Origin of the sequence: Phnomibacter sp. (assembly GCF_036803085.1) — a bacterium.
GTDB lineage: Bacteria > Bacteroidota > Bacteroidia > Chitinophagales > Chitinophagaceae > Phnomibacter.
On record NZ_DAIRUZ010000001.1, the window covers coordinates 606,033 to 622,877 of the forward strand.

The 16,845-nt window shown below is 45.1% G+C and carries 9 protein-coding genes, 1 tRNA gene and 1 pseudogene; 7 read left to right on the top strand and 4 right to left on the bottom strand.

Going from position 1 to position 16,845, the window contains the following annotated elements; translation table 11 throughout:
- Positions 1-49: 49 nt before the first annotated feature.
- A pseudogene (locus V7Q13_RS17395) lies at positions 50-475 on the top strand (FAD-binding oxidoreductase); the annotation flags it as partial.
- Positions 476-550: 75 nt separating this feature from the next.
- Here the strand turns inward: V7Q13_RS17395 and V7Q13_RS17400 are convergent.
- Positions 551-1,267: a YfmQ family protein gene (locus V7Q13_RS17400; RefSeq protein ID WP_442958251.1), complete on the bottom strand. Its 717-nt coding sequence runs from the start codon at positions 1,265-1,267 to the stop codon at positions 551-553.
- Between the two features lie 129 nt (positions 1,268-1,396).
- On the opposite strand from V7Q13_RS17400, the gene V7Q13_RS02570 reads away from it, so the two are divergent.
- Positions 1,397-2,128 carry an SDR family oxidoreductase gene (locus V7Q13_RS02570; RefSeq protein ID WP_333799119.1) on the top strand — a complete coding sequence of 244 codons (732 nt, stop codon included), beginning with the start codon at positions 1,397-1,399 and terminating at the stop codon, positions 2,126-2,128.
- A gap of 2 nt (positions 2,129-2,130) precedes the next feature.
- Here the strand turns inward: V7Q13_RS02570 and V7Q13_RS02575 are convergent, their stop codons facing one another.
- Positions 2,131-2,793 (bottom strand): HAD family hydrolase, encoded by a 663-nt coding sequence (locus V7Q13_RS02575; protein WP_333799120.1) that lies wholly within the window; start codon positions 2,791-2,793, stop codon positions 2,131-2,133.
- 397 nt (positions 2,794-3,190) lie between these two features.
- On the opposite strand from V7Q13_RS02575, the gene V7Q13_RS02580 reads away from it, so the two are divergent.
- The 5 genes from V7Q13_RS02580 (at position 3,191) to V7Q13_RS02600 (ending at position 16,015) form a co-directional block, all read left to right on the top strand.
- Complete coding sequence (locus tag V7Q13_RS02580) at positions 3,191-6,328, top strand: PKD domain-containing protein (RefSeq protein ID WP_333799121.1); 3,138 nt, start codon at positions 3,191-3,193, stop codon at positions 6,326-6,328.
- Between the two features lie 361 nt (positions 6,329-6,689).
- A complete protein-coding gene (locus V7Q13_RS02585; RefSeq protein ID WP_333799122.1) occupies positions 6,690-11,192 on the top strand; it encodes a PKD domain-containing protein in 4,503 nt (1,500 codons plus the stop codon).
- Positions 11,193-11,461: 269 nt separating this feature from the next.
- Positions 11,462-14,239 carry a DNA methyltransferase gene (locus tag V7Q13_RS02590; RefSeq protein ID WP_333799123.1) on the top strand — a complete coding sequence of 926 codons (2,778 nt, stop codon included), beginning with the start codon at positions 11,462-11,464 and terminating at the stop codon, positions 14,237-14,239.
- 139 nt (positions 14,240-14,378) lie between these two features.
- The gene (locus tag V7Q13_RS02595) at positions 14,379-15,062 is read left to right on the top strand and encodes a DUF3800 domain-containing protein (protein ID WP_333799124.1); all 684 of its coding nucleotides are present in this window, start codon (positions 14,379-14,381) and stop codon (positions 15,060-15,062) included.
- Positions 15,063-15,139: 77 nt separating this feature from the next.
- Positions 15,140-16,015 carry an HIRAN domain-containing protein gene (locus tag V7Q13_RS02600; RefSeq protein WP_333799125.1) on the top strand — a complete coding sequence of 292 codons (876 nt, stop codon included), beginning with the start codon at positions 15,140-15,142 and terminating at the stop codon, positions 16,013-16,015.
- 108 nt (positions 16,016-16,123) lie between these two features.
- Here V7Q13_RS02600 and V7Q13_RS02605 read toward each other — a convergent pair.
- Together V7Q13_RS02605 and rplI are read right to left on the bottom strand one after the other, a co-directional pair.
- Positions 16,124-16,197: transfer RNA gene (locus V7Q13_RS02605), tRNA-Asp, on the bottom strand.
- Positions 16,198-16,373: 176 nt separating this feature from the next.
- Positions 16,374-16,820 (bottom strand): 50S ribosomal protein L9, encoded by a 447-nt coding sequence (rplI, locus tag V7Q13_RS02610; protein WP_333799126.1) that lies wholly within the window; start codon positions 16,818-16,820, stop codon positions 16,374-16,376.
- Positions 16,821-16,845: the final 25 nt, after the last annotated feature.

Consider the following 16,845-nt stretch of genomic DNA (forward strand, 5'->3'; position numbering starts at 1 on the left):
TGAAAATATACAGCATGCACGCCTGCATGCATCATAGGAGACCGTGAGTATGAAACGCAATATCACCAACTGGGGCAATTACCCGGTTGAACATGCCGATGAGTATCAACCCGCATTCAGAGACCAGCTGCAAGCATTGGCTGCAGAAAAAAAAGACTGGATTCCCAGGGGCAATGGCCGCTGCTATGGCGATGCGTCGCTGGCACCAACTGTTATTACCACCACCAAACTAAACCGCTTCATTTCGTTTGATACATTGAATGGTATTCTCGATTGTGAATCTGGCGTTACACTCGATCAGGTGTTGGAAGTGATAGTACCCAAGGGCTGGTTTTTGCCTGTTACACCCGGTACCAAACTCATTACCATTGGTGGTGCTGTAGGCTCCGATGTGCATGGAAAAAATCACCATGTGGATGGCTCTTTTTCCAACCATATTGTAGATATGGATGTGATACTGCCTGGTGGCGAATTGATTGTGTGCAGCCCCGATGCACATGCCGATTTGTTTTGGGCCACCTGTGGCGGCATGGGCCTTACTGGTTTGATATCAAGAGTAAAATTTCGCCTGAAGAAAATTGAAACTTCTTACATCAAACAAAAGCAGATTAAAGCAGCCAACCTCGATGAAATCATTCGGCTGTTTGAAGAATATAAAGATTACACGTACAGCGTAGCATGGATTGACTGTCTGAAAAAAGGGAAAGGTTTTGGCCGCAGCATTTTGATGCTTGGCGAGCATGCACAGCTCAGTGAGCTTACGCTGGCACAGCAGCAACAGCCATTGAAAGTGGTGAATAAAACGCTGTTTCGTTTTCCCGTGTATCTGCCTTCCATCTTTTTGAATAAACTGAGCATTGGCATTTTCAACTTTTTGTTTTACCTCAAAAACACCAAGAAAGAAATCAATAATGTGGTGCCATACGAACCATTCTTTTATCCATTGGATGTGATAGATGAATGGAACAAAATGTATGGACGCAAAGGATTTGTGCAATACCAGTTTGTGCTGCCGCTGAATCAGAAAGAAGGGTTGGCCAATATTTTGCACCGCATTACAGAAAGAGGTTTTGCCTCTTTTCTGGCAGTGCTCAAAGTGTTTGGCAAGCAAGACACGATGATTGGTTTTCCGATGGAAGGATTTACGTTGGCATTGGATATACCCATTCGCAATGGCCTGTTCGAATTTTTGGATGAAATGGACAAGCTGGTGTTGGAATACGGCGGCAGAATTTACCTGTCGAAAGATGCCAGAATGAAAGCACATACCTTTCAGCAATCTTATCCCCGGTTGCAGGAGTTTAAACAAACCATTCAAAAATACAACGGTCAGCAAGTGGTGCACTCATTGCTGTCCGATCGTTTACAACTCACTCCACAATAGCAAAGAATACTTATGCCAACGGTTTTAATATTAGGTGCCGGCTCCGATGTTGCGCAGGCCATTGCACAAGCTTATGCTGCCAAAGGTTACAGCATACAGCTGGCTGCCCGCAATCCTGCACAACTGCAAGCCATTCAAAAAGACATTGAAATTCGCTATCGAGTGGAGTGCTCTTCGGTTGTATTTGATGCAGCTGATTTCGCAGCATCCTCTGCAACCTTTAGTCAGGTGCAACCGTTGGCCGATGTGGCAGTGTGTGTATTCGGCTATCTCGATACTAACGAGCAATCAATGCAGCATTGGCCCGAGGCAGAGAAAACAATAGCCGTGAATTATACCGGTGCTGTGGCCGTATGCAATGCCATTGCCATTCGTATGGCAGAGCGGGGGAGTGGTACTATTGTTGGTATTAGCTCAGTTGCCGGCGAACGTGGCCGTCAAAGCAATTTCTTATATGGCAGTGCCAAAGCGGGTTTTTCTGTATACCTCGATGGATTGCGCAACTGGCTTTTTCATAAATCGGTACACGTGGTAACGGTGAAGCCTGGCTTTATTAAAACAAAAATGACGGATGGATTAATACTGCCGCCATTGCTCACTGCTTCGCCCATGCAGGTAGCAAAGGCAGTTGTACATGCTGTAGACAAAAAGAAAAATACCATTTATGTGAAATGGTTTTGGCGTTACATCATGCTCATCATCAAATGCGTTCCTGAATTTGTATTCAAGAAAATGAAGATGTAGCATTATTCATTTCGGAAAGGTTTAAAATAATGTTCGTGGCTGATGGCAAACATTTCTTTATCGCCACTGCTATCGCCGTAGGCAATTATTTTCTCGAATGCAGAAAGATTGTAAGCTGCTTTTATGCGGTTAACTTTTTCTGGCCCGTTACAGTTGGGCCCTTTTAGTTTGCCGGTTAGTTTTCCGTCTATTATTTCCAGCTGAGTAGAGAGTAAGGGTAGATGTTGTTGATCGCACCAATCAATCAGCCAGTGCTTTGCAGAAGCGGATACAACCACAACTGTTGCGCCTTGGTGTTGATGCATTTGTATTTCGGCCAAGGCTTTTGGCCGAATCAAACTTGGGAGCTGCTGTGAAGAATATCGTTGACAGAGCTGCATAAACTCAAGCTCGTTCATTCCTCCAAAAAACAAACCCAGAAAAATTTCTTTAGTGAAGCTGTTGCTTACCAGTTTCAACTTCATGCACAGTAGCAGCGGGCTAATAACCAGCATGATAATATAGTAACGAAAATAACCTGCATAGAATTTAGCCAAATCCAGCATTGTATCCTTGGTAGTAATAGTGCCATCAAAATCAAAGAGGACAAGTCTTTTCACAGATTGGTGTGTTTTAAGAGTGCTTCGCAAAGCAATATAACAATAATGGAGTTTGATTATTGTCAAATTATAAATTGCCGATAAGAACATTGCTCAGGATGAATGCTGATTTCAATCAGGTTCTTGTGTACTGCTTACTACCACAGTTTGTAGTTGGTAAAAGGACAAGTGATTCCCATCAGCGGCTACCATTCGTCTTCTCCCGCCTTTCTACTTTTACATCTGAAAATAAGGCTCTCTCACCCACCTTATGTTGATGCAGTTTCGAAAGAAACCTATCGGCAGTTTCAAGTAATACTTCGCACATTTCTCCAAGAGTTTTATGATCCGTTGCCACAGCGCCGTTGTGTACAAAATGGCTGAGCTGTTTGGTCTGTCAACTTTTCCCTCCTCCCAGCGACAGGCTGTTGCTTCAGAAAACGTAGCAGCTAAAGATTATAACACCTTAAAAAATATTAATACAATGGCTACCACAATTGTATTACCTAGATTTCTTTGGAGGCATGTGATCCTCGTAGGCTTACTGTTCATCGGTGCAGTTCGTTTAACTGTTTTTGCTCAGGTTGGCGATCAAACGCTGACAAAAGTTGGCGCCTGGAACGCTTACGTGCATCTCCCCTCAGACTATGCTACTTCTGGTAAATCTTATCCCGCCATCGTGTTTATACCCGGTGTAGGCGAAGTAGGTACCAATGCAGCTGCAGTATTGAAGTATGGCCCCGGCTACTACATTTCCAAAGGCCATAAAATGGAGTTTATGGTGGATGGTAAACTCGAAACACCCATTGTGATTTCGTTGCAGCCCGATAAAGGTTGGCCATCTGCACTTACCATGAATAAATACATCGACTCCGTAATGAAACGCTGGCGTATTGATGTAGACCGTTTGTACATGACAGGTCTGTCAATGGGCGGCTGGAGTTGTGACAACTATATTTCTGGTGGCGAAGCGTATGCCAAGCGGCCTGCAGCCATTGTATCTATGTCTGCTCCCGATCCGGATTTCCCATTGATTAACCTGCGTCACTATGCATATCAAGGTGGTGTATGGTGGGGTTTTGAAGGCACTCAAGACTACCGTAAAATGGATTTGACCAGAGACTCTTTGAACAATGCCCGTGCCGGTACTGCCCGCTATACAAAATATGTAGGCACACACTGTTGCTGGAATACGTGGTACAATCCTGAGTGGAGAGAGAACGGTGAAAGCATTTATGAATGGATGTTGCGTCAGAAGAGAGGCTTGCGTCCTGTAATTCCAAACACAGCTCCCAAAGCCAATGCCGGCGCCGATCAGCAAGTACTGTTGCCTACAGATACCACTATTTTATATGGCAGCGGTACAGATAAAGAAAGTGCCATCTCTGCATGGAAATGGCGTCAGATTTCAGGTCCTTCAACAGCTGTGTTTACCAAAGCCACGGTTGCATCAACCAAAATTTCTGGTTTGAAGGCTGGTACTTATGTTATTGAATTAATGGTTACTGATTACGCCAGTACTACTGCCAAAGACACTATGAAAATCAACGTAGTCTCAAATGTGGTTAGTAATGTAGCGCCTGTGGCCAATGCCGGAGCCGATCAGGTTCTTAATGCTCCAGCAACCAGTGTTACTTTAAATGGCGGCGCATCTTACGACTCTGATGGTAGCATCGTAAGTATTCAATGGCAACAAATTGCCGGTGCTGCTGCATGTAGTTTTTCTGCACCCACCGCATTGCAAACAACCGTTAGTGGTTTGAAAGCCGGAAGCTTTAGTTTTTCACTCACTATTACAGATAATAAAGGTGCCATTGCAAAAGATACCGTTAGCATTATTATCAACCAGTTGCCAGTAGCTATTGCAGGTGCCGACCAGCAGTTTAGCACACTTCAAAGCAGTTGCACACTCAATGGCAGTTCTTCCTACGATGCCGATGGTAGCATTGCTGCTATTCAGTGGTTACAAATAGCCGGACCAAGTACATGTAATTTTGCAACAGCTAATACTTTGCAAACTACCGTAAGTGGTTTGTGTGCCGGTAGCTTCAACTTCGTTCTTACCGTTACAGATAATTTAGGTGCAACATCAAAAGACACTGTACAAGTTGTGATTGTTGTAAACCAGCCTCCTGTAGCCGTAGCCGGTGCTGATAAAGTAGTAGCTGAAGGCGCTGCCATTGGCCTGAGCTCAGCTGCTAGTACAGATGCCGATGGTTCAATAATCAGTAGCGTATGGACCATTACCAACACAGCGAGTGGGGTAGTTGTAGCCAATCTCGTGGCCGTTCCTCCCGCTACATTGCCTGCAGGCAAATACCAGGTTCAATTAAAAGTAACAGACGATAAAGGTGCCCAGTCTACCGACGATATGCAGTTGATCGTAAATGCTTATCCAATTGCATTTGCCGGTGCAGATGTCAGCATGACTTTGCCCGCCAACTCCCTGACATTCACACAAGCTACCGCAACTGATGCTGAAGGACAAATAAGTAGTTATAGCTGGACCAGGATTAGCGGCCCTGGTACAGTCACTTTTACCAATGCCAACACACTTAGTGCAGGTATTGCTGGCCTGGCAGAAGGTCAACACAGTCTTCGCTTACAAGTAACCGACAACTATGGCTTACAAGCAGCTGATACAATGCTGATTACTGTAAAAGCTGCAACAGTGCAGGTGACAGCCAAAAGAAACCGCATTTTGATTGATTGTGGTGCTTCGCCAAGTGTTGGCCAATTGACCGCACAGGATAAGTGGGGCAAGTATTGGAACAACATGACCAATGGCCGTGCTGGTGTGCAGCTCAGCAATGCTAAAGACACTGCCAATAATAGTACTGGTTTGGGTATTGAAGTGATTGAAAGACTCGATGGCACATTTGGCCTCACCGGTTGGGGTACCAACGGTGGCAATACCATTGGCGACGTAGGTGATTATCCAGCGACTGCTACCAACGACAACATTTTCGCACACAGCTCTACTACCACCGGACGCTGGAGAGTATTCGGCCTCAATCCCGCACTTACTTACAACTTTAAGTTTTGGGGAACCCGCACTACCTACGGTGTTCGTACCATCCAGATTAAGCGTTCAACAGATGCCAGTTATACACAAGAGTCTAACTCAGTAATGAATGTAGACTACAATAATGCTATCAATATCAATGGTGTAACTGGTGTAACCGAAGTAATATTCAATATGCAGGTGAAGCCTGGTCAGACTTTTGGCAACGTAAGCGTAATAGATATTATAACCCTTGACAACGCCGCCGCACCCACAGCCGCCGTAGCCAGTACACAAACTGGTACTGCCGATGATGCAACCGTACAACCAATCACCCAACCATCAGTTGCGGTAGCACTGCCATTAAGCAGCAAAGCACTGGTTTGGCCAAACCCCGCCACCAGTGAGTTTAGTGTAAAAGTTGACAACAATTACAGAGGAACCATGCTGTTGCAAATTCTGAATGCAGGTGGTGCTGCTGTAAAAGAGCAACAAGTGCAAAAAAATCAGGAAAGCATGGCAGTCAGATTTAGTGCCATGGGTATGAAACCGGGCTTGTACTATGTAAAAGTGCAGACCGGAGCCAAGGTGGATATGCTGAAACTGATGATTCAATAAAAAAAATAGTGTTGCAACAGTAAAATACTTAGTTTAGTGATTATCAAGACATAACAGCCGGATTGTAGCAGTTACATAGTAAAAGCAATAATCATTTAATAAAAACACCGGTTGTTATCCTCTTTGAGATTCAAACAGAGAAAAAAAATCCCGGTTAAAAAGCCGAAATCAACATTTTGGCACAAAGGTTGTCTTATACCGAGTGTTTGAAACTGTAGTGGGTGAGAGAACTATCTGGTTTAGATACTTTAGGTTGAGGCAATCTTTGCCGGGCTTTTCTTAAAAGCCTGCAAGATTGCGGAGAGATTGAAGGTCTGGCTGGCCTCCGCTTTATTTATCATATTACTTACCAACCCAACCAATGACGAAAGCATTACATAGCATCGTTACAGGGAATCTGCGTGTACAAGTGTACACCTTTCTGGGACTCGTAGCTTTGCTACTGGGAACCCAACAAACTGTTGCACAGGTTGGCGACCAATCACTTACGAAAATTGCCTCCTGGAACGCATACGTTCATTTGCCCAATGATTACCTTGATAGTCCTGCGAAGCAGTATCCGGTTATTGTATTCATTTCTGGTGTAGGCGAAATAGGAACGGACCCTGCGAAAATGCTGGTGTACGGCCCGGGAAAATACATTGCTGAAGGACACAATATGGTGTTTAATGTAAATGGCAAACTGGAAAAACCCATCGTAATTTCATTACAACCACCCACAGGCTGGCCGCAACCCGCCACCATCAACACCCGTATCGATTCTATTCTTGCCCGCTGGCGCATCGATCCGGGCAGGTTGTACCTCACCGGTCTCTCTATGGGTGGCTGGACTTTCGATAACTACATCTGCGGTTCTCCAACATACGGTCGTCGCCCTGCTGCTATTGTTTCTATGTCAGCTCCCGATCCTGATAATCCGTTGAGCAACCTGAAATATTATGCCATGAATGGCGGCAAATGGTGGGGATTTGAAGGAACCCTCGATTATCGCAAAATGGACATTACCCGGGATAGCCTGAACGCTGCCGTACCCGGAAGTGCCCGTTATACCCAGTATGTCGGCGGCCATTGCTGCTGGAATACTTGGTACAATCCTGCATGGCAGGAAAACGGCGAAAGCATTTACACGTGGATGCTGAAACAACGCATCAACCTGAGCAGCAACAACCCCAATAATATTCCACCAGTAGCCAATGCCGGCGCTGATACCTTAATTGTATTGCCAACCAATAGTGTGGCTTTGCGTGGCACAGGATCCGATTTGGATGGCAATGTGGTTGGTTATAACTGGAAAAAGATTGACGGTCCAACCACTTTTACTCTCAGCAATGCAGCCAATGCCAATGCTACAGTAACCAATATGGTAGCGGGCTCTTACAAGTTTGAACTGACTGTTACAGATAACAACAGTGCTAAGACAGCAGATACCGTACAGATTGTGGTGAACTCTGCAGGCAATTACAGCGATTGTGGTTGCGATCGTATTCTTCGTCCACAGGCCGATGGCGGTATTTACGTAAAACTGCAAACTGCCAATGTGAAACCTGGTGAACGCATTTGTATTCTCGCCGGTGTTTATCCCTACATATCGATAGAAGGAGTGAAGGGTACCCCAGAAAATCCTGTACAGATTATCAACTGCGGCGGTGTGGTGCAGATTACACCCGTACAAAAGGCCGATGGTACTTTCAATGGCGGCAGCTACGGTTTTCGGGTGATTAAGAGTCAATATTTCCGCTTGAGTGGTACCGGTATGCCAGGACTGGAATACGGTATTAAAATAGACGGATCAACCAAAGTGATAGCAAACGGCGTAGCCATTAGTGATAGCTCTGGCAATTTCGCCGTTGATCATATCGAAGTGACCAAAACACAGGCCGGTTTTATTATGAAAACCAATCCTGCCAATTGTGCTCCCGGTACATGGGGTCCCAACTGGACAATGGCCAATTTGGATTTGTACAATAACTATATCCACAATATAGAAGGAGAGGGGTTTTATATTGGCAACACCAACTATACATCCACAGTTACAGACTGTTCAGGTGTAAGTATTACGGTTCAGGTACAGCCCATTCATAATGTAAAAATTCATGATAACATTACTGACTCAACAGGTTGGGATGGTATTCAGGTGGCCAGTGCTCCAATTGGTGTAGAAATTTACAACAACCGGGTATTGAATTATGGCCGTACCAATATGAATAGCCAGCAGGCTGGTATATTGTTGGGTGGTCGTACCAATGGCCGTGTGTACAACAATATTGTAAAAGACGGAACCGGAAACGGTATTCAGGTATTTGGTATGGGTGTAAACTATTTGTACAACAACCTGCTCATCAATACTGGTACCACCAGTCAGGATGGCATCATTGTAGATGACAGGCCATTTGCAGGCGACCCAGGTTTGAGTATCAGAATTATCAACAACACGATTGTAAAAACGGGCCGTGATGGTATTCGGGTAAATAACGTGAACAAGACAATGGTAGCCGGTTCACAGTTTGTCAACAATCTGGTGGTAGCACCGGGTTCCATTGGCAGCAACCCCAAGCCTTATATCAACTATCCTACAACCATTGGCGGTACTGAAAGTAATAATATCAATCTGTCTACAGCAGCAGCGGCCAATTTTGCAAACCTGACTGCGCATGATTATCATCTTACCGCTACTTCACCTGCATTGAATGCCGGTGCAGCCATTACAAGTTTTGGTTTCAATTTCGATTTAGACAACGTAGCCCGCCCATCTGGCAACGCCGTAGATGTAGGTGCGTATGAGTTTTTGCAAAACAATTTGCTGGCTCCAAGAGACAATGCTACTAATCAAGATTATTCTACGCTGAAAAAAACGGTTCCAGTAAATGGCACTGCATGGAATACCATTTACGATCCTGAGCAAAAGCCTGTGTTCGACATCCTGAAAAATGGACAAACCTTCACAGCCATTGCATTCGGTCGTCGTATTGTAAATAATGAACTGCGCCAGTTCGATGGTTTCTATGGCAATCCTGACAAGCAGCTGGGAGCCTACTTTATGCGTAACTGGCTTATAGATATGCGTGGCCAGCAACTCACCGGCAATATGAAGCTTCGTTTTATTGCTACCGCCGGGGAAGTAGATGAGTTTTTGGCCGCATACAATGCAGCAAGAGGAACAACTTGCACCGTAGCCGATATCCGTATCGTTCATTACACAGGGGCAAATGCCGATTTGGATTACGCCAACAACATTGCTCAGGCATCTTTTTACAGAAGCATTACACCATTGGTAACTAACTATGGTGCTGGCAATAGTCTTCGTTATTTTGAAGTAGACGCTACTGCTGGTGGCGAATTTTGGCTGGCACTTACCTGTGAGCCTCCACGCACAACCATTGAGCAAAATGCTGGTGTAACCACACTGTTTACCGATACCGACGAAACAGCCGCTGCTTTAAAAGCATGGTACCGTGCCGATAACGTAGCCACCGCTACTGCACATGGTACAAAAGTAACCCGCCTGTACGACCTCACAGGCAATGGTCATGATGCCGTACAAACGAATGCTGCATACCAGCCAGAGCAAACCAGTAGTGCACTGCTCAACCAGCAGCCAGTACTGCAGTTCAATGGTCAGTTGCTCGATGCCGCTGCTCTCAACATAAACCCTTCGGTAATGCCATACCTTACGGTATATGCAGTGGGCAACCACCGCACCGGAAATTTGTACAGTAAAATGTGGGGCAACGATTCTGGCAGTTATACAAGAGGAGCGGGGCTGCATGTAAATACAAGCATTGCTGCCAAGCTGGGCTACCTCAGTGGTGGCAAGGTAAAAGAGCTGGGTGTTGTACCGGCCAATCAATCCATCATGCTCAAAACCCAGTACAGCCCCAACAATATTGCCACTTCGCTCAATGGGGTAGCACAAGCAGCCGATGCTGATGTAACCCATATAGAAGGCAAAACAACTTTTACCATTGGTAATTTAAATACACTCAATACCCAACCATCGCACCGCGAATTTTGGGATGGACAGGTTGCAGAATTATTGGTGTTTAATGCATTATTAAGTGAAGCACAACAAATAGTGGTAGAAAACTATCTCTCTGCACGGTACAACATTGCCCTGCCTGCTGCCCGTAAAAAATACACCATGGATGATGCCGCCAATGGCCACTTCGATCATGATGTAGTAGGTATTGGTATGGCTGCCGATAATAGTGCCGTGTTTGGTTCGAGAGGTATGGGTACTTTGCAAATTCAAAACCCCTCAGATGTACAAACAAACGAATGGTTTTTTTGGGGACACAACAATGCGGCTGTTAGTAGTGTAGGCGTAAATGATGTTCCTGCCGAAATAGTGAGCCGTTTAAACAGGGTATGGCGCACCAGCGAAACAGGTGATGTAGGTAACGTAGATATCGTAATGTCGCTTGATTCTATTCCAGGACCCGTACAGGCCGAAAACCTGCGCCTGCTGGTAGATACAGATGGTGATGGCTTGTTCAGCGATGAACAAAGTGTATCAGGTGGTATTGCTGCCATTGGCCAAAAGCTGAATGATAATACTGTTATTTTCCGCCAGGTAAACCTGAGTAACGGACAGCGATTTACGATTGGTTCTGCATCGTTTGCCACCCCGCTGCGCCCTGCGTATGTATTTACTGGTAATGGCAATTTTTCTAACGTAGCCAGCTGGAAAAACGGTATACCGCCAGCCGCTGCAATGCCCGACTTTACAGAAATTGTAATCGACCCATCCAACAACCTGCCTTGTGTATTAGACATTCCATTTACACTGAAAGCCGGCATGAAACTTGTTGTAGCACCAGGCAAAAAACTGCAACTCACTGCCGTAACCAGAGAGACCGAACAATAAATTCAAGCAACGCATTTCAACCCTTAGGACACATTGCTGATTTCAGTGTGTAGTGAAAAAGAATTTGTAGCGGAAAAAAGCAAAAAGCCTCGGCAGTATTGCCGGGGCTTTTGTATGGATACTGCCAGCCATGTTTCGTGGCACATAAACATACACATCGATGGCCATGTTTCGTGGCACACGAAACAAATCACAGCACTGCTCACAAAAAAACCAACATCCACCCAACCGCCTTTTTTGCTACTTTCATTCCCCAACGAAACAGACCCATGAACCTATCGCTGAATGAAATAAAGACAAGGGCAACCGCCTTTGCCAAAGACTGGGAGCAGACCGAAGGACGGGAAGAAGCAGACGCCAAAGAATTTCTGATTGACTTTCTCAACATTTTTGGCATCAGCCGTAAGCGGGTAGCCACATTTGAGCACCGGGTGAAAAAGCTGAGTGAAGCCGACGGCTATATAGACCTGCTATGGAAAGGCCGCCTGCTGGTAGAAATGAAAAGCAAAGGCAAAGACCTGAGCAAAGCCTACACACAGGCCAAAGAATATTGCCACGGACTGAAAGAGCACGAACTGCCGGAGCTGATAATGGTATCCGACTTTTACCATGTTAAAGTGTACGATGCCGATGGACAGGAAACAGCTTTTACCCTGCCGCAACTGCTGCAATACATAACCGTTTTTTATCCGCTGGCAGGCATTCAAAAAAGAACCTTTGCCGACCAAGACCCCGTAAACATTAAAGCCGCCGAGCTCATGGGCCAGCTGCACGATGAGCTGAAAGCCATAGGGTACGAAGGGCACCCGCTGGAGCTGTATCTGGTGCGGTTGCTCTTTCTGCTGTTTGCCGATGATACCAGCATTTTTGAGCGGGGCATATTCCAGGAATATATAGACCGCAAAACCAACGAAGACGGCAGCGATTTGGCCATGCACCTGCATGCCCTGTTTGGGGTGCTCAATACACCACCCGATAAACGCCTGAAAACGCTGGACGAGCAGCTAATGCAGTTCCCCTATGTAAATGGCAAACTGTTTGAAGAAAACCTGCCTGTGGCTGCCTTTAGCAGTAGTATGCGCCGCCTGCTGCTGCAATGCTGTACGCTGGACTGGGGCAAAATAAGCCCCGCCATTTTTGGCTCTCTCTTTCAAAGTGTGATGGACCCCACAGAACGCCGCAACCTGGGGGCACACTACACCAGCGAAAAGAACATATTGAAAGTGATACAGCCGCTTTTTTTGGATGAGCTGAAAGCGGAACATGGCAACATAAGGCACGATAAAAACAAACTGAAAAAGCTGCACCAGCGCATTAGCCAGCTGCGCTTTTTAGACCCCGCCTGTGGCTGTGGCAACTTTCTGATAATTGCCTACCGTGAGCTGCGCCTGCTGGAAATGGACATCGTAAAAGACCTGCTGCAAGGGCAGATTGTAACCGATATAGGCAGCTATTTTTTGCTGGATGTAGACCAGTTTTATGGCATAGAGTACGAAGAATTTCCGGCACAGATAGCACAGGTAGCCATGTGGCTGATGGACCACCAAATGAACCTGCAGGCCAGCCAAACCTTTGGCGAATATTATGTACGTCTGCCGCTGCGCAAAAGTGCTACCATAGTACACGGTAATGCCTTGCGGATAGACTGGCAAAGCATTATTAAAACCATGCCTTGGGATGCAGAGGGAGCAAGGTTTGATTACATCATGGGCAACCCGCCTTTTTATGGTTACGCTTGGCAAAATGATGAACAGAAAAATGACATGGCTATGTTATTCGGTTCAGTAAAAGGAAGCGGCGTACTTGATTATGTATCAGGCTGGTATTTTAAAGGTGCTCAATATTTAAAAGCATATAACCATGCTCAAAAAATCAAAGTAGGTTTCGTAAGTACAAATTCGATTACACAAGGCGAACAAGTAGGACTATTATGGAAGCTTTTGGTTGAAGAATATGGTGTAAAAATTCATTTTGCTCATAGAACGTTCAAGTGGAATAATGATGCAAGAGGTAACGCTGCTGTTCACGTTGTGATAATCGGGTTTTCAAATTATGATAAAACACAGAAGCAATTGTTTTCGTATGAAAATATTAGTGGAGAACCAGATGTTGTAAACGCAAAAAATATTAACCCTTACCTAGTTGAAGCAAAGGATGTTTTCATTGAAAAAAGAAAAAATCCACTTTGTAATGTTCCAGCAATGACAAAAGGTAGCTCACCTACTGATGGTGGAAATTTACTTTTAAGTGAAGTAGAAAAAAATGAATTGATATCTAATTATCCTAAGGCGTTAAAGTTTGTAAGAAACTATATTGGGAGTGAAGAATACATCAACTCTTTAAAAAGATATTGTTTGTGGTTGGAAGATATCAACCCGAATGAATTAAAAGAGGTCCCACCGATTTTGGAAAGATTGAAAAAGGTCAAAGATTTTAGAAATGTTAGCACAAAAGCTGCAACAGTTAAGTGGGCAAAATTTCCAAGTGTTTTTATTGAAAACAGGCAGCCTAAATCCAATTATCTGTTGATACCACGAGTCTCATCAGAAAATCGAGAATACATCCCAATTGGATATTTAGATGCTGAAAACATTGCTAGCGATAGCGCAATAACCTTGCCGAATTCTAGTTTATTTCACTTTGGAGTTCTAACGTCTTCAATGCATATGGCTTGGGTAAAACAAGTGTGTGGCAGGCTTAAAAGTGATTATCGTTATTCAAACACAATCGTCTACAATAATTTTCCTTGGCCATTATCGCCCACCGATAAGCAAAAGCAGGCCGTAGAAGCCGCAGCGCAGCAGGTACTCGATGCAAGGGCACAGTTTCCCGATGCTTCGCTGGCCGATTTGTACGACCCCAACACCATGCCGCCGGTATTGGTAAAAGCCCATCAGGCGTTGGATAAAGCGGTAGACCTATGCTACCGCCCACAACCCTTTACCAGCGAAACCAAACGCATTGAGTATTTATTCGAACTCTACGACCAATACACCGCAGGTTTATTTGCAGGTGAGGGGAAGAAGAAAGGGAAAAAGAAAGCCTAATAAAATGGGGGCGCTTGCTACTGTCCAATAAAAATGGCTAATTTTGATGTCTACAGTCGAGAGGCCTGACTTTTCAGTCCGTGAGAACTTGGTTTCTCCTTGACTGTCTTTTTTTTGCAAACCCACGCCCATGCACCTTTTGTATGCCGACGAATCAGGCTCGACGAACGATCCGAAACAACAACATTTTGTATTAGCCGGCCTCAGTGTTTTTGAGCGGCAAGGTTTCTGGATTTCTACTGAATTAGACAACATCGCTGCTGAAATAAATCCAGCTGACCCGGGCTCTGTTGAGTTGCATGGCAGCCCCATGTTTGGTGGCAAAAACATGTGGAGGAAAATACCCAAAGAAACCAGAGTTGAGCTTATAAAAAGAGCGCTGGGTGTTTTGGCAAATGCGCATGTTTCTAATCGTGTATTTGGTTGCGTCATCAATAAAGCGGCCATCTCTCCCAACGATCCGGTAGAGTTTGCATTTGAGCAGCTATCCAGCAGGTTTGACCAATATTTACTAAGCTTACACCGAGCCAATGATTCGCAAAGGGGGTTGATTATTTTCGATAAGTCAACCTATGAAACAACCATACAAAATTTGGCAGCCGATTTTAGAACAAACGGACATACTTGGGGTGTACTCAGAAACTTTGCTGAAGTGCCTTTATTTATTGATTCTAGGGCATCGCGGCTTATACAATTAGCCGACCTGGTGGCCTACGCCATTTTCAGAAACTATGAATTTGGCGACAATCAATTCTATTCCATCATAGAGCACAGAATAGACAGTGCCGGTGGGCTAAGGCATGGGCTGTATGAAAGGCTGTAATGACTTTTTAAAATTTACCCCAGCCGTTTGGTAGTACCCATCGCTTTTCTGTCATCTGCCAACCATTAACTACCAATATGAACCGCACCACCTTTATAAAAAACCTGATTGGCTTATTTGGCGTAGGCGCATTGCCCACGGCATTGGTAAAGCAGTATCAAAAAGTGTATTTGTTTCAGTGCTTTGTGCGGGGCTTTCGGTTTCACCAAGGGCCCAAGCTGTTGGAGCAAATGACGGTGGGCCAGTTGCTGGAGCTACAGCGGGAGCCACAAAACGAGCACGATGCCTGCGCCATTGCGCTGTACTGTGGGCCGCACATGATAGGCTACATCCCAAGAGAAGAAAACGAAATATTGAGCAGGCTCATGGATGCGCAGGTGGTAGAGCTGCTGGCAGAAATAACCCATATTGAACCCAAGGCGCAAGCCTGGGAGCATGTAGCCATAGCCGTGTATGTGCTCAAAGAAATAACCAACGAGCCATTGCCGGAAACCGCCAGTTATCTTACCACTATAGAAAGCCCGAATTACCGCACCTTAAGAAGCAGCAAAGACCGCCTGACACGGGTAAGCTATGCCCAAGCAGCCCCGCACCACGGACGAAAGGAAATACAAAACGCCGACGACTTTTATATAAGGTTAGTAGACCATAGCGATAACGACAGGGTGTACCAGCTCATCCACGAAGGTTTTAATACTGCTGAAAACATGGAGCTGGCTGTACAGGAATCGAGAATCATCATCAACCGCAACAGGCTGCCGCAAGATTTGCAGCTGGATGATGTGGTAAAGGCACTGGATGATGAAATAGTAAACATTGATGGCCACTTTGCCGAAAATGGCTATGTGGTGGCCAATATAGACCGGCTGGCAGAACTCTCTGACCGCATCCAACGCTTTACAGAAGTAACCGACAAAGAAGGCCGCCTGTTTTTTGATGCTGTAATGGCTTAAAAATGGGGGAGTTGGCTTATGTAATGCCTCCGCCTTGGTTCGTAGCACACGAAACATTTATAAACCGTACAAAAACCAAAAAGCCCCAACTTTCGTTGAGGCTTTTTGCGGACCGGACGGGACTCGAACCCGCGACCTCCGCCGTGACAGGGCGGCATTCTAACCAACTGAACTACCGATCCTTAAGAGCTTTTCCCGTAGCGATTATCTCGTTTGGGAGTGCAAAAATAGGGGAACAGATATAACGACCAACTTTCTCTTACACTTTTTTTTGATTTTTTTTTTCCTCCTTTTTCAGCAATAAAAAACCTGCCATTTCAGGCAGGTTTTTTATAAAAAGTATGTTTCGAAAAGAGCCTTATTCAGCTACTACTTCAAACTCAACTTCGGCAGTGTTGCCGTTGCCAAAGTCTACAGCAGCTTTGTAAGCGCCCAGTTCTTTTACTTCATCCAAAATGCTAATGCGACGACGGTCAATTTCATACCCTTTCTGTTCGCGGATAGCCTTACTGATTTGTACAGAAGTTACGCTACCAAAGATTTTGCCAGAGGTACCCACTTTAGCACCCAGTTTTACTGGTGCTTCTTTGAGTTTGGCAATTACTTCATTGATAGCAGCCAACAGTGCAGCTTCTTTCTTAGCGGCTACTTTCAGCTTTTCTTCACGCATTTTCAGGTTGCTTGGGCTGGCTTCTACAGCAAACTTGTTGGGGATGAGAAAGTTACGGGCATAGCCGTTTTTCACATTTACCAGTTCGTTTTTACCGCCCAGGTTGTCTACGTCTTGAATCAAAATTACTTGCATGGTTGCAAATGGTTTAGTTCCCAGA

Coding starts and splice junctions, on each gene's coding strand:
- V7Q13_RS02600 (WP_333799125.1), top strand. CDS start 15,140: ATGAACCGCACCACCTTTATAAAAAACCTGATTGGCTTATTTGGCGTA.
- V7Q13_RS17400 (WP_442958251.1), bottom strand. CDS start 1,267: ATGTGCTTTCATTCTGGCATCTTTCGACAGGTAAATTCTGCCGCCGTA.
- rplI (WP_333799126.1), bottom strand. CDS start 16,820: ATGCAAGTAATTTTGATTCAAGACGTAGACAACCTGGGCGGTAAAAAC.
- V7Q13_RS02570 (WP_333799119.1), top strand. CDS start 1,397: ATGCCAACGGTTTTAATATTAGGTGCCGGCTCCGATGTTGCGCAGGCC.
- V7Q13_RS02585 (WP_333799122.1), top strand. CDS start 6,690: ATGACGAAAGCATTACATAGCATCGTTACAGGGAATCTGCGTGTACAA.
- V7Q13_RS02580 (WP_333799121.1), top strand. CDS start 3,191: ATGGCTACCACAATTGTATTACCTAGATTTCTTTGGAGGCATGTGATC.
- V7Q13_RS02590 (WP_333799123.1), top strand. CDS start 11,462: ATGAACCTATCGCTGAATGAAATAAAGACAAGGGCAACCGCCTTTGCC.